The organism is Streptomyces sp. NPDC055099, from assembly GCF_053607685.1.
The window spans coordinates 145,818-161,483 of record NZ_JBSGUA010000002.1 but is presented as its reverse complement, the minus strand read 5'-3'; the positions used below and the strand labels follow the sequence as shown (position 1 = coordinate 161,483).

Annotated in this window: 16 protein-coding genes; 7 read left to right on the top strand and 9 right to left on the bottom strand. The window is 68.1% G+C overall.

Translation table 11 applies throughout. The features are described 5' to 3' along the window. Positions 1-99: 99 nt before the first annotated feature. A complete protein-coding gene (locus tag ACWFRU_RS05090; protein ID WP_453685260.1) occupies positions 100-1,212 on the top strand; it encodes an NAD(P)/FAD-dependent oxidoreductase in 1,113 nt (370 codons plus the stop codon). Between the two features lie 29 nt (positions 1,213-1,241). Here the strand turns inward: ACWFRU_RS05090 and ACWFRU_RS05085 are convergent, their stop codons facing one another. After that, positions 1,242-2,126, bottom strand: coding sequence for an aldo/keto reductase (locus tag ACWFRU_RS05085; protein ID WP_453684723.1), 885 nt, complete (start codon positions 2,124-2,126; stop codon positions 1,242-1,244). A 12-nt stretch (positions 2,127-2,138) separates the two neighbouring features. Beyond that, positions 2,139-3,137, bottom strand: a complete 999-nt coding sequence (locus ACWFRU_RS05080) for an NAD-dependent epimerase/dehydratase family protein (protein WP_453684722.1) — start codon at positions 3,135-3,137, stop codon at positions 2,139-2,141. A gap of 71 nt (positions 3,138-3,208) precedes the next feature. On the opposite strand from ACWFRU_RS05080, the gene ACWFRU_RS05075 reads away from it, so the two are divergent. Both ACWFRU_RS05075 and ACWFRU_RS05070 read left to right on the top strand, forming a co-directional pair. Continuing rightward, positions 3,209-4,117, top strand: a complete 909-nt coding sequence (locus tag ACWFRU_RS05075; RefSeq protein ID WP_453684721.1) for a LysR family transcriptional regulator — start codon at positions 3,209-3,211, stop codon at positions 4,115-4,117. Between the two features lie 283 nt (positions 4,118-4,400). After that, complete coding sequence (locus tag ACWFRU_RS05070; RefSeq protein ID WP_453684720.1) at positions 4,401-5,150, top strand: dienelactone hydrolase family protein; 750 nt, start codon at positions 4,401-4,403, stop codon at positions 5,148-5,150. Positions 5,151-5,280: 130 nt separating this feature from the next. On the opposite strand, the gene ACWFRU_RS05065 is transcribed toward ACWFRU_RS05070, so the two are convergent. Then, positions 5,281-5,883, bottom strand: coding sequence for a TetR/AcrR family transcriptional regulator (locus tag ACWFRU_RS05065; protein WP_453684719.1), 603 nt, complete (start codon positions 5,881-5,883; stop codon positions 5,281-5,283). An 84-nt stretch (positions 5,884-5,967) separates the two neighbouring features. On the opposite strand from ACWFRU_RS05065, the gene ACWFRU_RS05060 reads away from it, so the two are divergent. After that, positions 5,968-6,705, top strand: a complete 738-nt coding sequence (locus ACWFRU_RS05060; protein WP_453684718.1) for an SDR family NAD(P)-dependent oxidoreductase — start codon at positions 5,968-5,970, stop codon at positions 6,703-6,705. 530 nt (positions 6,706-7,235) lie between these two features. Here ACWFRU_RS05060 and ACWFRU_RS05055 read toward each other — a convergent pair. After that, positions 7,236-8,186, bottom strand: a complete 951-nt coding sequence (locus ACWFRU_RS05055; protein ID WP_453684717.1) for a LysR family transcriptional regulator — start codon at positions 8,184-8,186, stop codon at positions 7,236-7,238. 190 nt (positions 8,187-8,376) lie between these two features. On the opposite strand from ACWFRU_RS05055, the gene ACWFRU_RS05050 reads away from it, so the two are divergent. Further along, the gene (locus tag ACWFRU_RS05050) at positions 8,377-8,925 is read left to right on the top strand and encodes a sugar O-acetyltransferase (protein WP_453684716.1); all 549 of its coding nucleotides are present in this window, start codon (positions 8,377-8,379) and stop codon (positions 8,923-8,925) included. 54 nt (positions 8,926-8,979) lie between these two features. Here the strand turns inward: ACWFRU_RS05050 and ACWFRU_RS05045 are convergent, their stop codons facing one another. Next, entirely contained in the window at positions 8,980-9,429 is a 450-nt protein-coding gene (locus ACWFRU_RS05045; protein WP_453684715.1) for a DUF3885 domain-containing protein, read from the bottom strand. Positions 9,430-9,928: 499 nt separating this feature from the next. On the opposite strand from ACWFRU_RS05045, the gene ACWFRU_RS05040 reads away from it, so the two are divergent. Both ACWFRU_RS05040 and ACWFRU_RS05035 read left to right on the top strand, forming a co-directional pair. Next, complete coding sequence (locus tag ACWFRU_RS05040; protein ID WP_453684714.1) at positions 9,929-10,864, top strand: endo-beta-N-acetylglucosaminidase H; 936 nt, start codon at positions 9,929-9,931, stop codon at positions 10,862-10,864. Positions 10,865-11,135: 271 nt separating this feature from the next. After that, entirely contained in the window at positions 11,136-11,372 is a 237-nt protein-coding gene (locus ACWFRU_RS05035; protein WP_453684713.1) for a hypothetical protein, read from the top strand. Between the two features lie 88 nt (positions 11,373-11,460). Here ACWFRU_RS05035 and ACWFRU_RS05030 read toward each other — a convergent pair whose 3' ends face one another. The 4 genes from ACWFRU_RS05030 to ACWFRU_RS05015 all read right to left on the bottom strand — a co-directional run bounded on the left by ACWFRU_RS05030 (position 11,461) and on the right by ACWFRU_RS05015 (position 15,623). Continuing rightward, a complete protein-coding gene (locus tag ACWFRU_RS05030) occupies positions 11,461-12,930 on the bottom strand; it encodes an FG-GAP-like repeat-containing protein (protein WP_453684712.1) in 1,470 nt (489 codons plus the stop codon). A gap of 317 nt (positions 12,931-13,247) precedes the next feature. Next, complete coding sequence (locus ACWFRU_RS05025; protein WP_453684711.1) at positions 13,248-14,039, bottom strand: ABC transporter permease; 792 nt, start codon at positions 14,037-14,039, stop codon at positions 13,248-13,250. Then, positions 14,036-15,103 (bottom strand): ATP-binding cassette domain-containing protein, encoded by a 1,068-nt coding sequence (locus ACWFRU_RS05020; protein WP_453684710.1) that lies wholly within the window; start codon positions 15,101-15,103, stop codon positions 14,036-14,038. Before ACWFRU_RS05020 ends, ACWFRU_RS05025 begins: the two co-directional genes overlap by 4 nt. A 94-nt stretch (positions 15,104-15,197) precedes the next feature. Continuing rightward, the gene (locus ACWFRU_RS05015) at positions 15,198-15,623 is read right to left on the bottom strand and encodes a VOC family protein (RefSeq protein WP_453684709.1); all 426 of its coding nucleotides are present in this window, start codon (positions 15,621-15,623) and stop codon (positions 15,198-15,200) included. Positions 15,624-15,666 lie beyond the last annotated feature (43 nt).

Sequence of the window (15,666 nt, the reverse complement as noted above, 5' to 3'; positions counted from 1 at the left end):
TCTCTACGGCTGCGCAGCGCGCGCACTCCACGGCTGCAGCGCGCACAGCCGGCCGCAGTCCTCGGCCTGGGCGGTCGTGGACCCACCGGAAAGGACCTGATGTCAGCCGTTGTTGTTGTCGGTGCGGGGATCGTCGGCTCCTCAGTGGCCTACCACCTCGCACGACGCGGCGTCCCGGTCACCCTGCTCGAGCAAGGACCTGCCCCGGCCGCCGGGGTGACCGGCACGTCCTTTGCCTGGATCAGTGGCGTGGGAGGCCACTGGCCCGGCGGCGCCCAGGATCTTCGCGAGCACGTCCTGGCGGACTACCGACGCCTGGAGGAGGAACTGTCTCAACTGCATCGTCTGCCCCAACTGCCTCAACTGCCCCATGTCACTGTTCGCCGTACCGGTTCGCTGTCCTGGGCCGACACACCGGATGAGGATGCGCCGCTGGGGCCGGGCCAGTTCCGCATAGGGCGGAGCGACATCGCCACGCTGGAACCCAACCTCCGACACCCGCCCGACCACGTCATCCACACCCCGAGCGACGCAGGCGTCGACCCCACAGCATGGGCCCACGCCCTCGTGGCAGCCGCCGTCGCCCACGGGGCGACTGTGCTCCACGACACCGCCGTCACCTCCTTGCAGGTGACCAACGGGCGCATCGGGGGAGTGATGACGTCGAGGGGACTCATCCACACCGCCGAGACCGTCGTCCTCGCGGCCGGGGTCAATGTTCCCGAGCTCTGCGAACCGCTGTCCGCCGACTTGCCCATTGCGGCCTCCCCGGCCACCCTCGCGCGGGTCACCGCACCGCCTGGCCTGGTCAAGACCATCGTGGCCAGACCTGATTTCGAGGTCCGAGAGGTCCGGGATGGCGAGCTCTTGATGGTCCTGCCGCACCGTGAAGGCACCGCTGCGGTGTCGGAGCAGGCTGCGCAACACACGCTCCGGCGCTTCAAGGCAACCTTTCGGGGGAGCGACAGGTGCCGTCTGCTGGGCCACTGCACCGGCATGCGCCCCATGCCTGCGCACGGGCCCGTCATCGGTTACGCGACAGGCGATCGATCCGTGTACGTCGCTGTCATGCACTCCGCCATCAGATTGGCACCCACTGCCGGACGGCTCATCGCGGAAGAACTCGTGACCGGCTCTCCGCCCCCTGACCTGCGGCACTGTCGCCCGCCGACCGGCGCCACCTCGTTAGCACACGAGCACACGAGCACATGAGGATTCGCGTTCGGTGCCCCTGCGCCGCTTCACCTCGCTGGTGCGTGGTCCAACTGCCTGCGTTCTGCTTCGCTCAGTGCAAGCTCGGCCGCCTCGGCGGAGTCCCGGATCGATGCCGGACGACTGGCACCCGGCACGGGGATCACCGCTGGGGAGCGGGTCAACAGCCAGGCCAGGGCGACCTGTTGTGGGCTTACGCCTCGCTCAGCTGCGATGCGGTGAAAGGCAGTGCGGGCCCCGACCGGCCCGGAGGGACCGTCCAGGGAGCTTCGGGAGATGCCGCCCAGTGGGCTCCAGGGCAGGAAGGCCAGACCCAGCTCGGTGCTCAGCCGCAGCTCGGGCTCGCTGTCGCGGACAGCGGGTGAGTACTGGTTCTGTACGGAGACCAGGTCCTCGCCCAGGATGGCGTGCGCCTCGCGGATGTGCTCGGTGGTGACGTTGGAGATTCCGGCGGATCGGATGGTCCCGGCGTCGAGCAGTTCACGCAGCGCGCCCACGGAATCCGCCCAGGGAACGGCCGGGTCCGGCTTGTGCAGCTGGTACAGGCCGATGGCCTCCGTGCCCAGGCGTCGGAGAGAGGCTTCGGCGGCGCGCTTGAGGTGGGAGGGGTCGGCGGTCACGGTCCAGCTGCCGTCTCCGGGGCGGCCGCGGCCACCTTTGGTGGCGATGAGCACGTGGGATGTGTCGCCGCCGTAACGGGTCAGGGCGCAGGCTATGAGGAGTTCGTTGTGGCCGGTTTCTTCGGCGTGCCAGTGGTAGCTGTCGGCGGTGTCGATGAGCGTGATCCCGGCGTCCAGGGCCGCGTGGATGGTGGCGATGGCTTGCTGCTCGTCCGGTCGGTGCTCGATGGACAGTGGCATGGCGCCCAGGCCGACGGCGCTCACGGAGGTGTCCCCGATGGTGCGGTAGCGCATGGTGTCTGCTCCTCAGGCGACGGGGGTGGCAGCGTTGGTAGCGGCGGAAGTGGCAGAAATGGGCGGCGCGTTGAGGGTTGCGGAGGCAGTTTCGGCGACGGCTTCGTCCACGGCGTCGGGAAGCCACTGTGCGGTGTGGGAGAAGCAAAAGCCCAGTTCTTTCGCGCGGGCGTTGCTCATGGCGTAGTGGCGGTCGAAGGAGAACGGCGAGGCCGGCTCGCCCGCCACGACGCTGCGGTAGGAGGCTTCCGCGCCGGTCTGCGCGGCGATCACAGCACACAGGGCACGGACATCGAGTCGGCCGTCGGAGCATGCGTTGATCGGGCCCGTGAAGTCGCTGGCCGTGGCCGCCCACAGCAGCAGGTCGGCCAGCTCCCGGTAATGGATGAAGACGGTGGGCAGCGCCTGGGCGTGCACGGTGATCTGCGTGCCCTGGGTGATGTGATCGATGTAGTGCGCCAGCCGGCCCGTGAATTCCTGAGGGCCGCCGCCAAGGACGTGGGCGCTGCGCACGGCAGCGAAGTCGAACCCGCGATGCTGCGCGAAGACAGCCTCCGCCTGACGCTTCCCCTCGGCGTAATGAGCCTCCAGATACGCCGTGTCGTGCCAGGGCAGGTCCAACTGCACCCGCCACATGGCCGGATCGACCGTCTGTTCAGGGATCGGAGTTCCGGCCGGGACGTCGGGCAGTGCGGCGGTGGCCGGATCGTAGACCTCGATCGTGGAGGTCATGACGTAGCGCCGGGTACGGCCGCTGAAGGCGCGGGCGGCGATTGCGGCCTGGATCGGTGTGTAGCAGACCTGGTCCACGACCACATCGAAGCTGCGGTCGCCCAGGACGGCGATCAGGGCAGCCTCGTCATCGCGGTCGGCGATGAGGTGCTCGACCCCTGCCGGCGGCGGGGTGGAGCCGCGGTTGATCACAGTGACCTGGTGGCCTGCCGCTTGCAGGAGCTGTACCAGGAGCTTGCCGAAGTATCGGCTTCCGCCGATGACGCAGATTCTTTGCATGCCCCTCATCCTGAACACCTAAGGTCGTCAGTAGAAGTGCCTGCTTACTGGCTACGTATTAAGGAATACTGTTGATCGATGTGCAGCGGCTCCGAGTCCTGCGGGCGGTGGCCGAACACGGCAGCTTCAACCAGGCGGCAGCGGCCCTCCGCCTCACCCCCTCCGCGGTCTCCCAGCACATCGCCGCACTCGAACGCAGCCTGGGCGCCCAGGTTGTCGCGCGCAGCACCCGCGGAGTCACCCTCACCCCGGCCGGGCGGATCATGGTGGGGGCTGCCGAGTCGGTGGCCGCGGAACTCGTCCACGCCAAGCAACAAGTCGACCAACTCGGCAGTGGCCGCTCCCAGATCACCATCGCCACCTTCACCAGCGGAGGCAGGCTCCTGCTGCCCGGCGCACTCGCGCGCCTGGCCGCCGCCCATCCCGACACCGTGGTCCACGTCAGGGAAGCCGAGCCCGAGGACAGCCTGCCGCTGGTCCGCCAAGGCGCCGTGGACGTCGCCGTCGCCTACCACTTCGACGGCCCGCTGCCCGGCCGCCTTGGCCCAAGCTCCAGCCTGGCGTGGACGCCGCTCATGGAAGACCCGCTGCACGTCGTCCTGCCCGAGGCTCATCGGCTGGCCGACCGCACCTCACTCGACATCACTGAACTGGCCGACGAACCTTGGGTACTTGGGTGCCTCAAGACCGAGGCGTACCTGCGCCGCCACGCCGAACGCGCAGGCTTCGACCCGGAGGTGCGCAGCACGACGACCGACTACTTCTTCGCCTGCTCGCTCGTCGCCGCGGGCGTGGGAATCTCACTGATCCCCTCCATCGCTCTGACGCCGCGGACAACCGGAGTACGCACCATCCCCATCGCACCACCCACCCCGACCCGACACATCGGCGTAGCCACGATCCTCCGCCGCCGCCATCCCCAGGTCATGACGCTGATACAGGCACTACAGGCTCTACAGGAAGAGCCAGAGAACAGTTAGTAACGCCGGAGGAGGTCTGACTGACGGAGCGTGGGGTTAGCCTCATGCGTTCCGGGGGCTGAGGTACTGACGGCGTCATCCGGCCGCTGGTGGGCTAAGCTGCGCGGCGATGACTACCGGGACGGCGTTGCGCCACACACAGACTGGTTACCCGGTGCTCTCCTGAGCGCCGTGCGGGCCGGAGTGGGCCCGCTGTTCGACCAAAGGTCTCGCGCTGCCGCGCGGGCTCCGCCTCCGTCGTGTTGATCTCAGGTTCCACACATCAACCACGACAGGAGAAGTCATGCCCACCAAGACGTTGCAGATTCCCACCGCGGACGGCCAGGCCGACGCGTTCGCCGCCTTCCCCGACGACGGCGAGCGGCATCCGGGGGTGCTGCTGTACGCGGACGCCTTCGGCATGCGGCCCGTACTGGCGGAGATGGCCCGTGAACTGGCCGGGCACGGGTACTACGTGCTCGTCCCCAACTACTTCTACCGTCATGGCCCGGCACCGCTCGTCGAACTTCCCGACTACATCGGAGAAGAGGCACGGCCCGCGATCCTCGCCCAACTGATGCCTTTGATCGAGGAGCACATCGCCGGCGAACGTGTCGCGAACGACGCGGAGGCCTACCTCAGGTTCCTCACCGCGCAACCTGAGGTCGCCGCCGGACCGGTGGCCGTGACCGGCTACTGCATCGGCGGTCTGCTCGCCCTGCGCACCGCCTCGGCCCACCCCGGCCAAGTGGCCGCCGTCGCCGGATTCCACTGCCCGGTGGTCGCGGACGGGCCGGGCGGCCTGCACGGTCTCCTCTCGAAGATCACCGCACAGGTGCACCTCGGCCACGCCGAAACAGACCTGACACCCGAGGCCCTCGGCGAGCTCAACCAGGCTTTGGACACCGCAGGTGTCGACCACACCTCCGAGATCTACCCCGGCACCGTCCACGGCTTCACCATGGCCGACACCGACGCGTTCAACGCCGCTGGCCTGAAGCGGCATTGGGAGCGCCTGCTCGACCTCTTGGACCGGAATCTGGCCAGTAGCTGAGGCCTCGCTTTCGCGAACGGGAGTACGCCATCACGCTGTTGCGCGGGCGCCGTGGTGGCGAGCGGCTCGCGGCCGTGAGGGCGCCAAGTCAGGACTCGCGGGCCGGACTGCGCCCGGTCGCGAGGCGGCGTTACTCCCCCTTGGACAGGGGCAGGGCCGCCAGTGCGGTGTCCGCAACGCTCCGCACCGTCTCCGGGTCCAGGCCGGCCTTGCCCACCGCCTCGATGCCGCGGACCACCGTCAGCAGCAGTGCCGCCAACCGCTCCGGATCCGCGCCACCATCGATGTCGCCATGGCGCTGGGCGGCGCTGATCTCCGTCCGCAGCAGGGTCAACAGCGCCGTCATGGTCTCGGCCGACCGTTTGGCGACTGTCGGGTCCTGCTGGGCCAGTTCCGCCACACCCTTGGCCATCAGGCACCCGCGGCGCTCGGTGTCGGAGGCGGTGTTCTCCGCCATCAGGCGTACGTACGCCGACAGCCGGGCCAAGGCTTCTGAGTCCGGGCCACCTGCCAGCCGCCCTTCGGCCACCTCGGCGACCGCGGTGCACCAGTCGTCGAACACACGGTGGAACAGCTTGCCCTTGTCGCCGAACGCGCCGTACAGGCTGCCCTTGCCCAGGCCGGTCGCACGGGCGATGTCGTCCATCCGGGTTCCCGCGTAGCCGCTCGTCCAGAACTGTTCCCGGGCCTGCTCCAGGACTTGGCGTTCGTCGAATGCGCGTGGTCTCGGCATGGCCTCAGCCTAATCATTCTTGACTGGATCGTCCATTACTGCTTTCGTTATGGACGATCGATTCCATAACCGAAGGGGTTCGACATGCCAGGCGTGCTGCAGGAGAAGGTGGCTGTGATCACCGGAGGGACCAGCGGGATCGGGCTGGCCATCGCCCACCGCCTCGTCCGGGAAGGCGCGCGGGTCTTCGTGACCGGCCGGGACGTCGACCGCCTCGAGGCGGCAGTCAAGGAGATCGGCCCAGCGGCCACCGGCGTACGATCCGACGTCTCGGTCCTGGCCGACCTGGACGCGCTCTACGCGCGAGTCCGCGAGGAGGCCGGGCGCATCGACGTGCTGGTGGCCAACGCGGGGATCGTCGCGGACGCCGCGCTCGGCGCTCATACCGAGGCGAACGTCGACCTGACGCTCGCCGTCAACGTCAAGGGGCCGCTCTTCACGGTTCAGAAGGCTCTTCCGCTGCTGGCGCAGAACGCTTCCATAGTGGTCATCGGCTCGAGCAACAGCGTGCGGCCCAATGAGCAACTCGAGGTCTACAGCGCCTCGAAGGCGGCGCTGAGCAACCTCGTGCACAACTGGGCCCGGCAGTCGCGGGAGCGCCGATTCCGGGTCAACGTGCTCAGCCCGGGACCCACGCGGACCCCCGGCCTGGTGGGCGCCGCGGGGCCGGGCGTCGACCAGTTCGCCGAGGCCGTCGTACCACTGGGGCGCTTGGCCGACGCCGAGGAAATCGCCGAGGCCGCCCTCTTCCTGGCATCGGACGCCTCGTCGTTCGTCACCGGCGCCGAACTCTTCGCGGACGGCGGCTACACCCGGGCGTGAGGCTGCGATCGGTGGTGCGCGTCCGCTTCCCACCGAGTTCCCACCGAGGTGCAGGCACTCCCGGTCGAAATGAGGGGGTGCACCCCGGCCGCGTATGGACGTGGTGCGAGGTCGGCGCGCGCGTGTGACCCTTTCCAATTGAGCCACGTTCAGAGGCTGTTCCGGCCCCAATTGCTCCTTCTGGGCAAGCCGCTTCCCGTCAACACCCCCCACCCCTATGGTGGTGGATACGGATACCCAAGCGTGCCCGGGGGGTGAGACCGATGGCCTTGACGGAGATTGCCGTAGCTGTGATTACTACAGGCCCTGCCTATATCGCGGTCTGGCTGACCGTACGCAAGGCCCAAGCTGGACCGGCGCAGCCGCGTACGTGCGCGCAGGCCGCCCCTTGTCAGCAGTGCGAGGATCGAACCCCGCAGGACAGCATGCACGGCATCCGTGAGGTGTGGGCTCTCGCGGTCTGACCTGCCCTCGTCGCCGTAATGTCGCCGTAATTCCGCGGGCCCGCCGCACCGCATCAACAGAGTGGATCAGGTGTGTGCGGGTCGCGTGGGACGGCTCCAATGTGGCGCCCAGACATTGCTGTCGGAGCGACCGGGATACGCGGCGGTGAGATGACGGCGCAGGACGGCGAGGGAGGGGTGCGGATTCTGCGTGCGCCAGACCAGCGAATGGGGATAGACCGGGGTCGGGTCTTTCAGGGGAATGCGGCGCAACGTATGGCCGGCGGGCCACACCAGAGGTGTCTGTTCGCTGACGAAGGTGGCCAGCGTCGCGGAGCCGGCGATGGTGTCGAGCAGAGCCTCGATGCCGAAGTCCGGTCCCACTGAGTCGATGATGAAGCCGAAGGCGGTGGCGAGGTCGGCGTAATAGGCCTCCCACTCGGTGCCGGGCAGGTTGCCGGGCATCCAGATGCGCTGCCCGGCGAGTTGGGCGGGCGTGAGCGAGGGGGCATTCGCGAACTCATGCCGTGAGCCGGTGAACAGGTGCAGTGGTTCATCGAAAACGGGAGTGGCCTCCACGCCTTGCGGGAGTTGCTGCCCCGGCATGCTGACGGCACGGAACGTCGCGTCGATCGTCCCGTCCCGCACCGCGGCGGTGGCCGCGTCGGAGTCGAAAAGCGTCACGACGTCCAACTCGATCTCGGGGTAGGCGCGATGGAAGTCGCGCAGCAGCCCTGCCAGGGAGAGCTGGCGACCGATCACGTCGACACGCAGGGCCCGATGGCCTGGCTGCACGGACGCGACAGCGCGCTCTGCGGAGTCGAGAAAGGAGCGGGCGTGAGGCAGGAACGCCTGCCCGTCGATGGTGAGCCGTGCCCCGCGGGCGTCTCGGGTGAAGAGCTGGACCCCGAGCACCTTCTCCAGTGCGGCAACGCGCTTGGACACGGCTTGCGGCGTGACCCGCAGATCGGCGGCAGCTTCCTGGAACTGACCCGCGTCCGCTACGGCGACGAAGGTGCGCACGGCCATGACGTCCATACGTCGAAGTCTAGCCAGACAACCAACGGTTGATCCTACGGATAGTGATCGTTGTTTGATTCGCACTTCATGCGGCCGCTTTGATGACTCGGGTGGACCTCCGGTCAACGCCTGGTTGCTCAAGTGGCGCGACCGGCCGGTGCCATGCACCAGCTACGCGCCCTCAGACACCCCATCGCGAGGACTTCTCATGCCTGATCTGAACCGCCTCTACGTCCGCACTCCCGAGTTCGCGCGGGTAGCCGAACGGATCGAGCACGTGACCACGCTCACCTCTCGGCTCAATGTCCTGCCTTTCGACGACAAGGTCACCCGCGCGGCCTTGCTTTCCGAGATCATCGGCAAGCCGGTTTCGGACTCCGTCACCGTCTATCCGCCCTTCTACACCGATCACGGACTCCGCATCGAGTTCGGGGAGCACGTCTTCGTCAACCAGAGCTGCACCTTCCTGGACCAGGGCGGCATCTACCTGGGCGACGGCGTCCTGATCGGCCCGAAGACCAACCTCATCTCCTCCGACCATCCCCTCACGATGCCGGAGCGCAGCGATATCATCACGCGTGCTCCCATCACGATCGGCGCCAACGCATGGCTCGGCGCGGATGTGACAGTCCTCCCCGGCATCACGATCGGACACGGTGCCGTTGTCGGCGCCGGATCCGTGGTCACCAAGGACGTTCCCCCGAACACCTTGGTGACGGGTCCGGCGGCGTGCGCGCGCAAGCACTGGAACGGCTGAAGGCTGCACTCGCCGCACCGATGGCCCCGGCCCTGGCGGTCCCCGTCCTGCCGGTCACAGCCCCGACGAGTGACCGGAGAGCCAGTGGGCATGGCGATCGCGTATCCGGTCCCGTTCCTCGGGGGTGGGGAGGAAGACGTCGGCGCCGCCGTCGTAGGGACAGTGGATGCGCTGCATTCGAGTGTCGGTGATGAGGACCCCCGCCACCTTTTCGTCGGCGATGTCTCGCAGCAAGTCGTCGATGCAGCCTCGCTGCCAGGGTCGGCGGGTGGTGAACAGGTGGCAGTACGTGCGGAACTCAGGGTCCGGGTCGTCCATCACCAGATGGCTCCGCCAGTAGCTCGCGCCGGGTCGGCTTAACGGAACCTCGGCTTCGGTCGTCCAGAGGGGAGTGATCACGTATACGTCCGCACCAGCGAACAACTCATCAAGGACGGTGTTGTAACGCTCCAGGACAACGGCGTACTCGCTCTCGTCCTCCGCGTAACGCTGTGACTCCGGCAAGCTGTGAAAGCGAACCCAGACATCCCGATACGGGTGACGGAGCTTGTACCCAACCGGAGGGCACCTGGGCCAACGCTCCTGCCACAGCTCCGTCAACGCTTCCTGCCCGCCTTCAAGCACCTGCGGCACTCGCCCTTTCGACGTATGAATCCACGTGCGCCCATGATGCCGGTGCTCACCCACGCCAGAAAGCCGGGTGGCCAGAGGTCGCTTTTACTGAAGGCGCGGCTGTGGCGGTGTCGCGAAGGCGACGTCGGGTGCCGGATGCGTACATAGGACTGAAGAACACGCTGCCTCTACAGGAGTGGGTCGCCCGGTGATTTGGATGCGGCAACTCCTGTGTCCGGGCGCTGGGTTGTGGCGAGTCATGGGTGGGAGTCGTGAAGAGTTCGCTCTTCGTTCTGGGGATTCGGTCACGGGAGCGAAAAGATCGGGGAGTTTACTCGGCGCTTTCGAACAAGTCGGGGGCGTCGACCGTGCGATGGGAGACCGATCAACGATGTTCACTCTGGTACGGAGCAGAGTGCGGACCGCCGCGCTCGCTCTCTCGGCCGTCGCGGCCCTCGCCTTCGGCGCGACCGCCACGACCGGCGCGGCAGCGGCCCCTGCGCCCGCCCCCGCTCCCGCTTCGGCGAAACAGGGGCCAACCTCGGTGGCGTACGTCGAGGTGAACAACAACAGCATGCTCAACGTCGGCAAGTACACGCTCGCGGACGGAGGCGACAACGTTTTCGACGTAGCTGTGATCTTCGCGGCGAACATCAACTACGACACGAGCAAGAAGGCCGCGTATCTGCACTTCAACGAGAACGTGCAGCGGGTCCTCGACAACGCCGACACGCAGATACGGCCGTTGCAGCAGAAGGGCATCAAGGTCGTCCTCTCGGTACTCGGCAACCACCAGGGCGCCGGGTTCGCCAACTTCCCGTCACAGCAGGCCGCTTCGGCGTTCGCCAAGCAGATGTCGGACACCGTGACCAAGTACGGTCTCGACGGGATCGACTTCGACGACGAGTACGCCGAGTACGGCAACAACGGCACCGGCCAGCCCAACGCCAGCTCGTTCGTCCACCTGGTGTCGGCATTGCGCGCGAACATGCCGGACAAGATCATCAGCCTCTACAACATCGGCCCGGCCGCAACGCGCCTGTCCTACGGCGGGGTCGACATCTCCTCCAAGTTCGACTATGCCTGGAACCCGTACTACGGCACCTGGCAGGTCCCCGCCATCGCCCTGCCCAAGTCGAAGCTGTCGCCGGCGGCCGTCGAGATCGGCCGAACCTCGCAGAGCACGGCAGCCGACCTCGCCCGCCGCACCGTCAGCGGCGGATACGGCGTCTACCTGACGTACAACCTCGACGGCACCGATCGCAGCGCCGACGTCTCCGCGTTCACCAGGGAGCTGTACGGCAGTGACGCCGTCTACACGCCGTAAGGCCTTTGTTCGCTCCGGCGCGCGGTGCTGCTCCGGGGCAAGCCACATCCCCTGAAGCTGCGGCGATCCGCCCAGGCCGCGCCCTCGACAACGATGTCGAGGGCGCGGTCGCTCTGCCCACCCGTGAACATTCCAGTGTCGCGATTCGGGTTCGCACGACCGCAATTGCGCCCCAGTGAGGGATGATCGGCCGCAGTCGGTACATCAACGTGTCGGCCAATGGGGTTTCTTTTGACTGCTGTTATGGACAGTGGTCGACTTTGGGGGAGTCATGACGAGCTATTCGATCTCGGTTCGCTTGCAGCGCACGACGCTGGAGGAGGCCTACGTCTCCGTCCCGGTCACCGGTGCCCTGATGCAGGAGGAGCCCGGCGAAGACGGGTCGTACAGCATCGACACGGAGAAGTTCGTCGCCGCGGCGATCGAGCTTCAGGGCGGAGCTGATTGGGTGCCGGAGGAGCAGCAGGTCGGACTGCACCCGATCCAGCAGGCTCCCGACAACGCATAGCTGAACGGGCCGAAGCCACCGGCCCGGCCCGGCCCGTCAGCAGCCACTGCCTCCGCGAGAGCCGTTGCGTACTCGCGTCCTCAGTGTCTCAGTGGCTGCTCAGCGGCTTGCCGTACTGCTGAGCCGTCGTGAGGTACGGGAGGGCGAGCGTGCGGGGGGAGAAGGCGGCCGAGCCGTTGGCCGCGCCCTTGGGGAAGAGCCATGCGGCGCCCAGGGAGGAGTTCTCGCCCGGCGATCCGACCGTGACGTCCGGTGCACCGTCGGCGTTGTAGTCGCCCGCGGCGACAGCCGCGCCGAACGCGTCACCCGCTTCGGCGACGCCCGGGACACCGGACGTGTCCTGGTTCCAGGAGACGGAACTGGCGGCACCCTTGGCGTCGACCAGGCCTTGGGCACCCCCGCGCAGCAGCCACGCGGCGCCCGCCCCCGTGCCGCTTCCGATCGCTTCACCGGGAGCTCCCGCGATCAGGTCGTCGCGGCCGTCGCGGTTGACGTCGGAGACCGCGAGGGAGGCACCGAAGCGGTCGCCGTCCTCGGCCGCCCCCGGCACGCCCGCGGTGTCCTGGTTGAGGGTCTGGGCACGGGTGCCGAAGGAGCCGCTCGCCGGGCTTCCGTAGTGCACGTGGATGCCGCCACCCTTGGCAAGACCCTCAGGGCCGCACGGATCGTCGATGTTCTCGTCGGCGATCTCACGGCATTCACCGAGCGCCAGGTCCTCGTGACCGTCGCCGTCGAAGTCACCGGCGGCCAGGGCGGTCACACCGGCGTTGTCCGTGTTCCAGAAGTTGGCCATCTCGGATGTGTCGGCACTCCATTTCCACAGTCGTACGTGGGACTGAGTATGGGGGTCGTCCTTGGTCCAGTACGCCACGGCCAGGTCCGCCGTGCCGTCGCTGTCGAAGTCGCCGGTGGTCAGGACGGGCGCGCGGCCGCCCATGGGGGCGGCGACGACGGTGGTGACCATGCTGTCCTCGCCCACGATGACGCGGGCGACGACCTTGTCCGTGCCGCCGACCACGATCGCCTTGTTGTCGCCGCCGGTCAGGTTGGCCGCAGCGATCGATTTCCCGTAGGCGGCGGACGCTGACGGCCCCGTCAGGACCGTCGAGCCGGGGCCCGGCCCGGTCTTCGAGCCGCCTACGGCGATGACCATGCCCGCGTCCGTGCCGCGGTCGGTGACGTCCTCGCCGGGGACGCCGGCGAGCAGTTCGGCGATGCCGTCGCCGTTGAGGTCGGTCAGGGTCACGGACGCGCCGAAGCGGTCCCCCGCCTCCGGGGAGCCGGGAACTTCGGGAGTGGCCTGGGTGACGCGGATGCTTCCGTGGGCGCCGACGCCCTTCGCGCCGCCCCAGACGATGTTCACGTACCCGGCCTTGGCCTGGTCGGCCACGGTTCCGTCCGGGACGCCGACGGCGAGGTCCGCGTAGCCGTCGCCGTTGAAGTCGCTCATGACGGTTTCGGGGGCGGCAGCGGTGGCACCGGGCGGGAACACGAACCCGGCGGTGGCCGCAGCGGCGGCCGCGATGGCGTACGTCAGAAGGCGGCGGCTGTGTGGCACGGTGGCTCCCACTCGGTCGACGGGGTGCGGGTCTGTCTGGTGTGACCGTCGAAGGGCGGGGCTGGTTGTACGGAGTTCACCAGGGGTTGGTGCCAGGTTCGCGGTGCCGGTTCCAGGGTGGCGGGGAAGGCTCTCACGGCGCCATAGTGACGGCGCCGGGTCCAAGGTGGCGGGCGCGGCTCTCGATGCCGCGGCCGCCACCGGACTGGACAACTGGCGGTACGGATTGCGCCTTCCGCGGCTGGCGGCCGCGGTGGGTGGCCGCATCGGGCGGCCCGTCCCGCCACCGTGGCTACTGCGGGAGGCTGCTTCGGCGGTTACTTCGGGTCGCGGTTGAACGTCGAGGTCGACCAGAAGTAGCCGAGCGCCGCGAGGCCCACACACCAGGCGACGGCGAGCCAGCCGTTGTGGCCGATCTCGGTGCCGAGGAGCAGGCCGCGCAGGGTTTCGATGGCCGGGGTGAAGGGCTGGTACTCGGCGATGGGCTGGAACCAGCCGGGCATGGACTCCACCGGGGTGAAGGCGCTGGACAGGAGCGGCAGCAGGATCATCGGCATCGCGTTGTTGCTGGCGGCCTCGGCGTTCGGGCTGACCAGGCCCATGCCGACCGCGATCCAGGTGAAGGCCAGGGAGAACAGCGCGAGCAGTCCGATCGCCGCCAACCACTCCACGGCCGTGGCATCGGTGGAGCGGAAGCCGATGGCCACGCCGACGGCGCCCACCAGGAGAACGCTCATGACCGACTGCAGCACGCTGCCGACCACATGCCCGATGAGTACCGAGGCGCGGTGGATGGCCATGGTGCGGAAGCGGGCGATGATGCCCTCGCTCATGTCGTTGGAGACCGAGACCGCGGTGCCGATGGTGGTGCTGCCGATGGTCATCAACAACAGTCCGGGGACGATGTAGGCGATGTATCTGGAGCGGTCGGCCTCACCGCCTCCGATGCCCGCGCTCATCACGTCGCCGAAGATGTAGACGAAGAGCAGGAGCAGCATGATCGGGGTGAGCAGCAGGTTGAGCGTGAGGGAGGGGTAGCGCCGGGCGTGCAGAAGGTTGCGGCGCAGCATGGTGTTGGAGTCGCGGACGGCGAGGGCGAGGGAACTCATCGGACGTTCTCCTTGGGCTGGTTGAGCTGCTGCTTGGGCTGCTGGTTGGGCTGGCTGGGGATGGCGTCGGTGCTGGTGAGGGCGAAGAAGACGTCGTCGAGGTCGGGGGTGTGCACGGTCAGCTCGTCGGCCTCGACGCCGACGGAGTCCATCCAGTCCAGGAGGGAGCGCAGTTCGCGCTGGCTGCCGTCGCTGGGGAGCTGCAGCGACAGAGCCTCGTCGTCCGCGTGGGCTTCCCGCAGGGCGAGGGCGGCGGCCCGGTAGGCGGTCGGGTCGGTGAACCGCAGGCGTACGTGGCCGCCGGGGATGAGGCGCTTGAGTTCTTCGGCGGTGCCTTCCGCGGCGATCTTGCCGTCGTTCAGGACGGCGATGCGGTCCGCCAGCTCGTCGGCTTCCTCCAGGTACTGGGTCGTGAGGAAGACCGTCACCCCGCCGGAGACGAGTTCGCGGATGATCTGCCACATGTTGTGACGGGAGCGCGGGTCGAGGCCGGTGGTGGGCTCATCGAGGAAGATGATCCGCGGGTTGCCGACCAGCGTCATGGCGATGTCCAGGCGGCGCTTCATGCCGCCGGAGTAGGTGGAGGCGGGCTTCTTCGCCGCGTCCACCAGGGCGAAGCGCTCCAGGAGTTCGGTGGTGGCCCGCCGCCCCTCGCTCTTGGAGAGGTGGTGCAGGTCGGCCATGAGGAGCATGTTCTCCTCGCCGGTGATCAGCCCGTCCACGGCGGAGAACTGCCCGGTCACGCCGATCGCGGCCCGCACGGCCTGCGGGTCGGCGGCCACGTCGTGACCGGCCACCAGAACCTGCCCGCCGTCGGAGGCGACGAGCGTGGACAGAATCTTGACGGCCGTGGTCTTCCCGGCGCCGTTCGGCCCGAGCAGCGCGAACACGGACCCTGCCGGGACGCTCAGGTCGATGCCGTTGAGGACGGTCTTGTCCCCGTACGACTTGTGCAGACCGGAGGCGAAGATGGCAGCGGCCGGCGGGTGTTCACCGCCCTGTCGGGACGCTTCGCTCGTCGTACGGCTGGTGTTGGTGGATGTGGGCATGACAGATGAAGACATGAGGCCCTCCCATTCGAAGGCGGTAGGTGCAGAGGATGCGGTGGGTTGTGACTGAGGCGCAGAGAGCAACGCCCGTACGCGAGGTGGGGTGGCGTCAGGCGCCGGCGGGTGGCACCCACTCCACGAGCTGGATCACCACGCCGTTGGGATCGGTGAGCTGCATGACCCACTCACCCCAAGGCTCTTGCCGCAGCGGTGTCGTGATCCGTGCCCCCTCCCGCCACAGACGCTCGTGCTCGGCGGCGAGATCGGTGACCGTGAAGGAGACCTGAGCTTCGGTCTGCGGGGCCGACGGCCCCAGCCCCTCCCGCTCCCGTTCCTGTTCCCGCTCCGGTTCCCGCTCTCGCGGTGCCGGCTTGCTTTCCAGGACGACGAGATCGGTGGCCGCGTCATCGCGGGAGAGGTGGATGGCGCTCTCGGCCACCATCACTTCCCGGAACCCCAGATGGCTGGTGAAGAACCGGCTCGAGGCCGCAGGGTCGTCGACGGTCAGCAGCACCGCCGACGCAATGATGTTCATGTACTGAGCTCCTTCCGCGCAGCCGTGTGTCATCACGGACAAG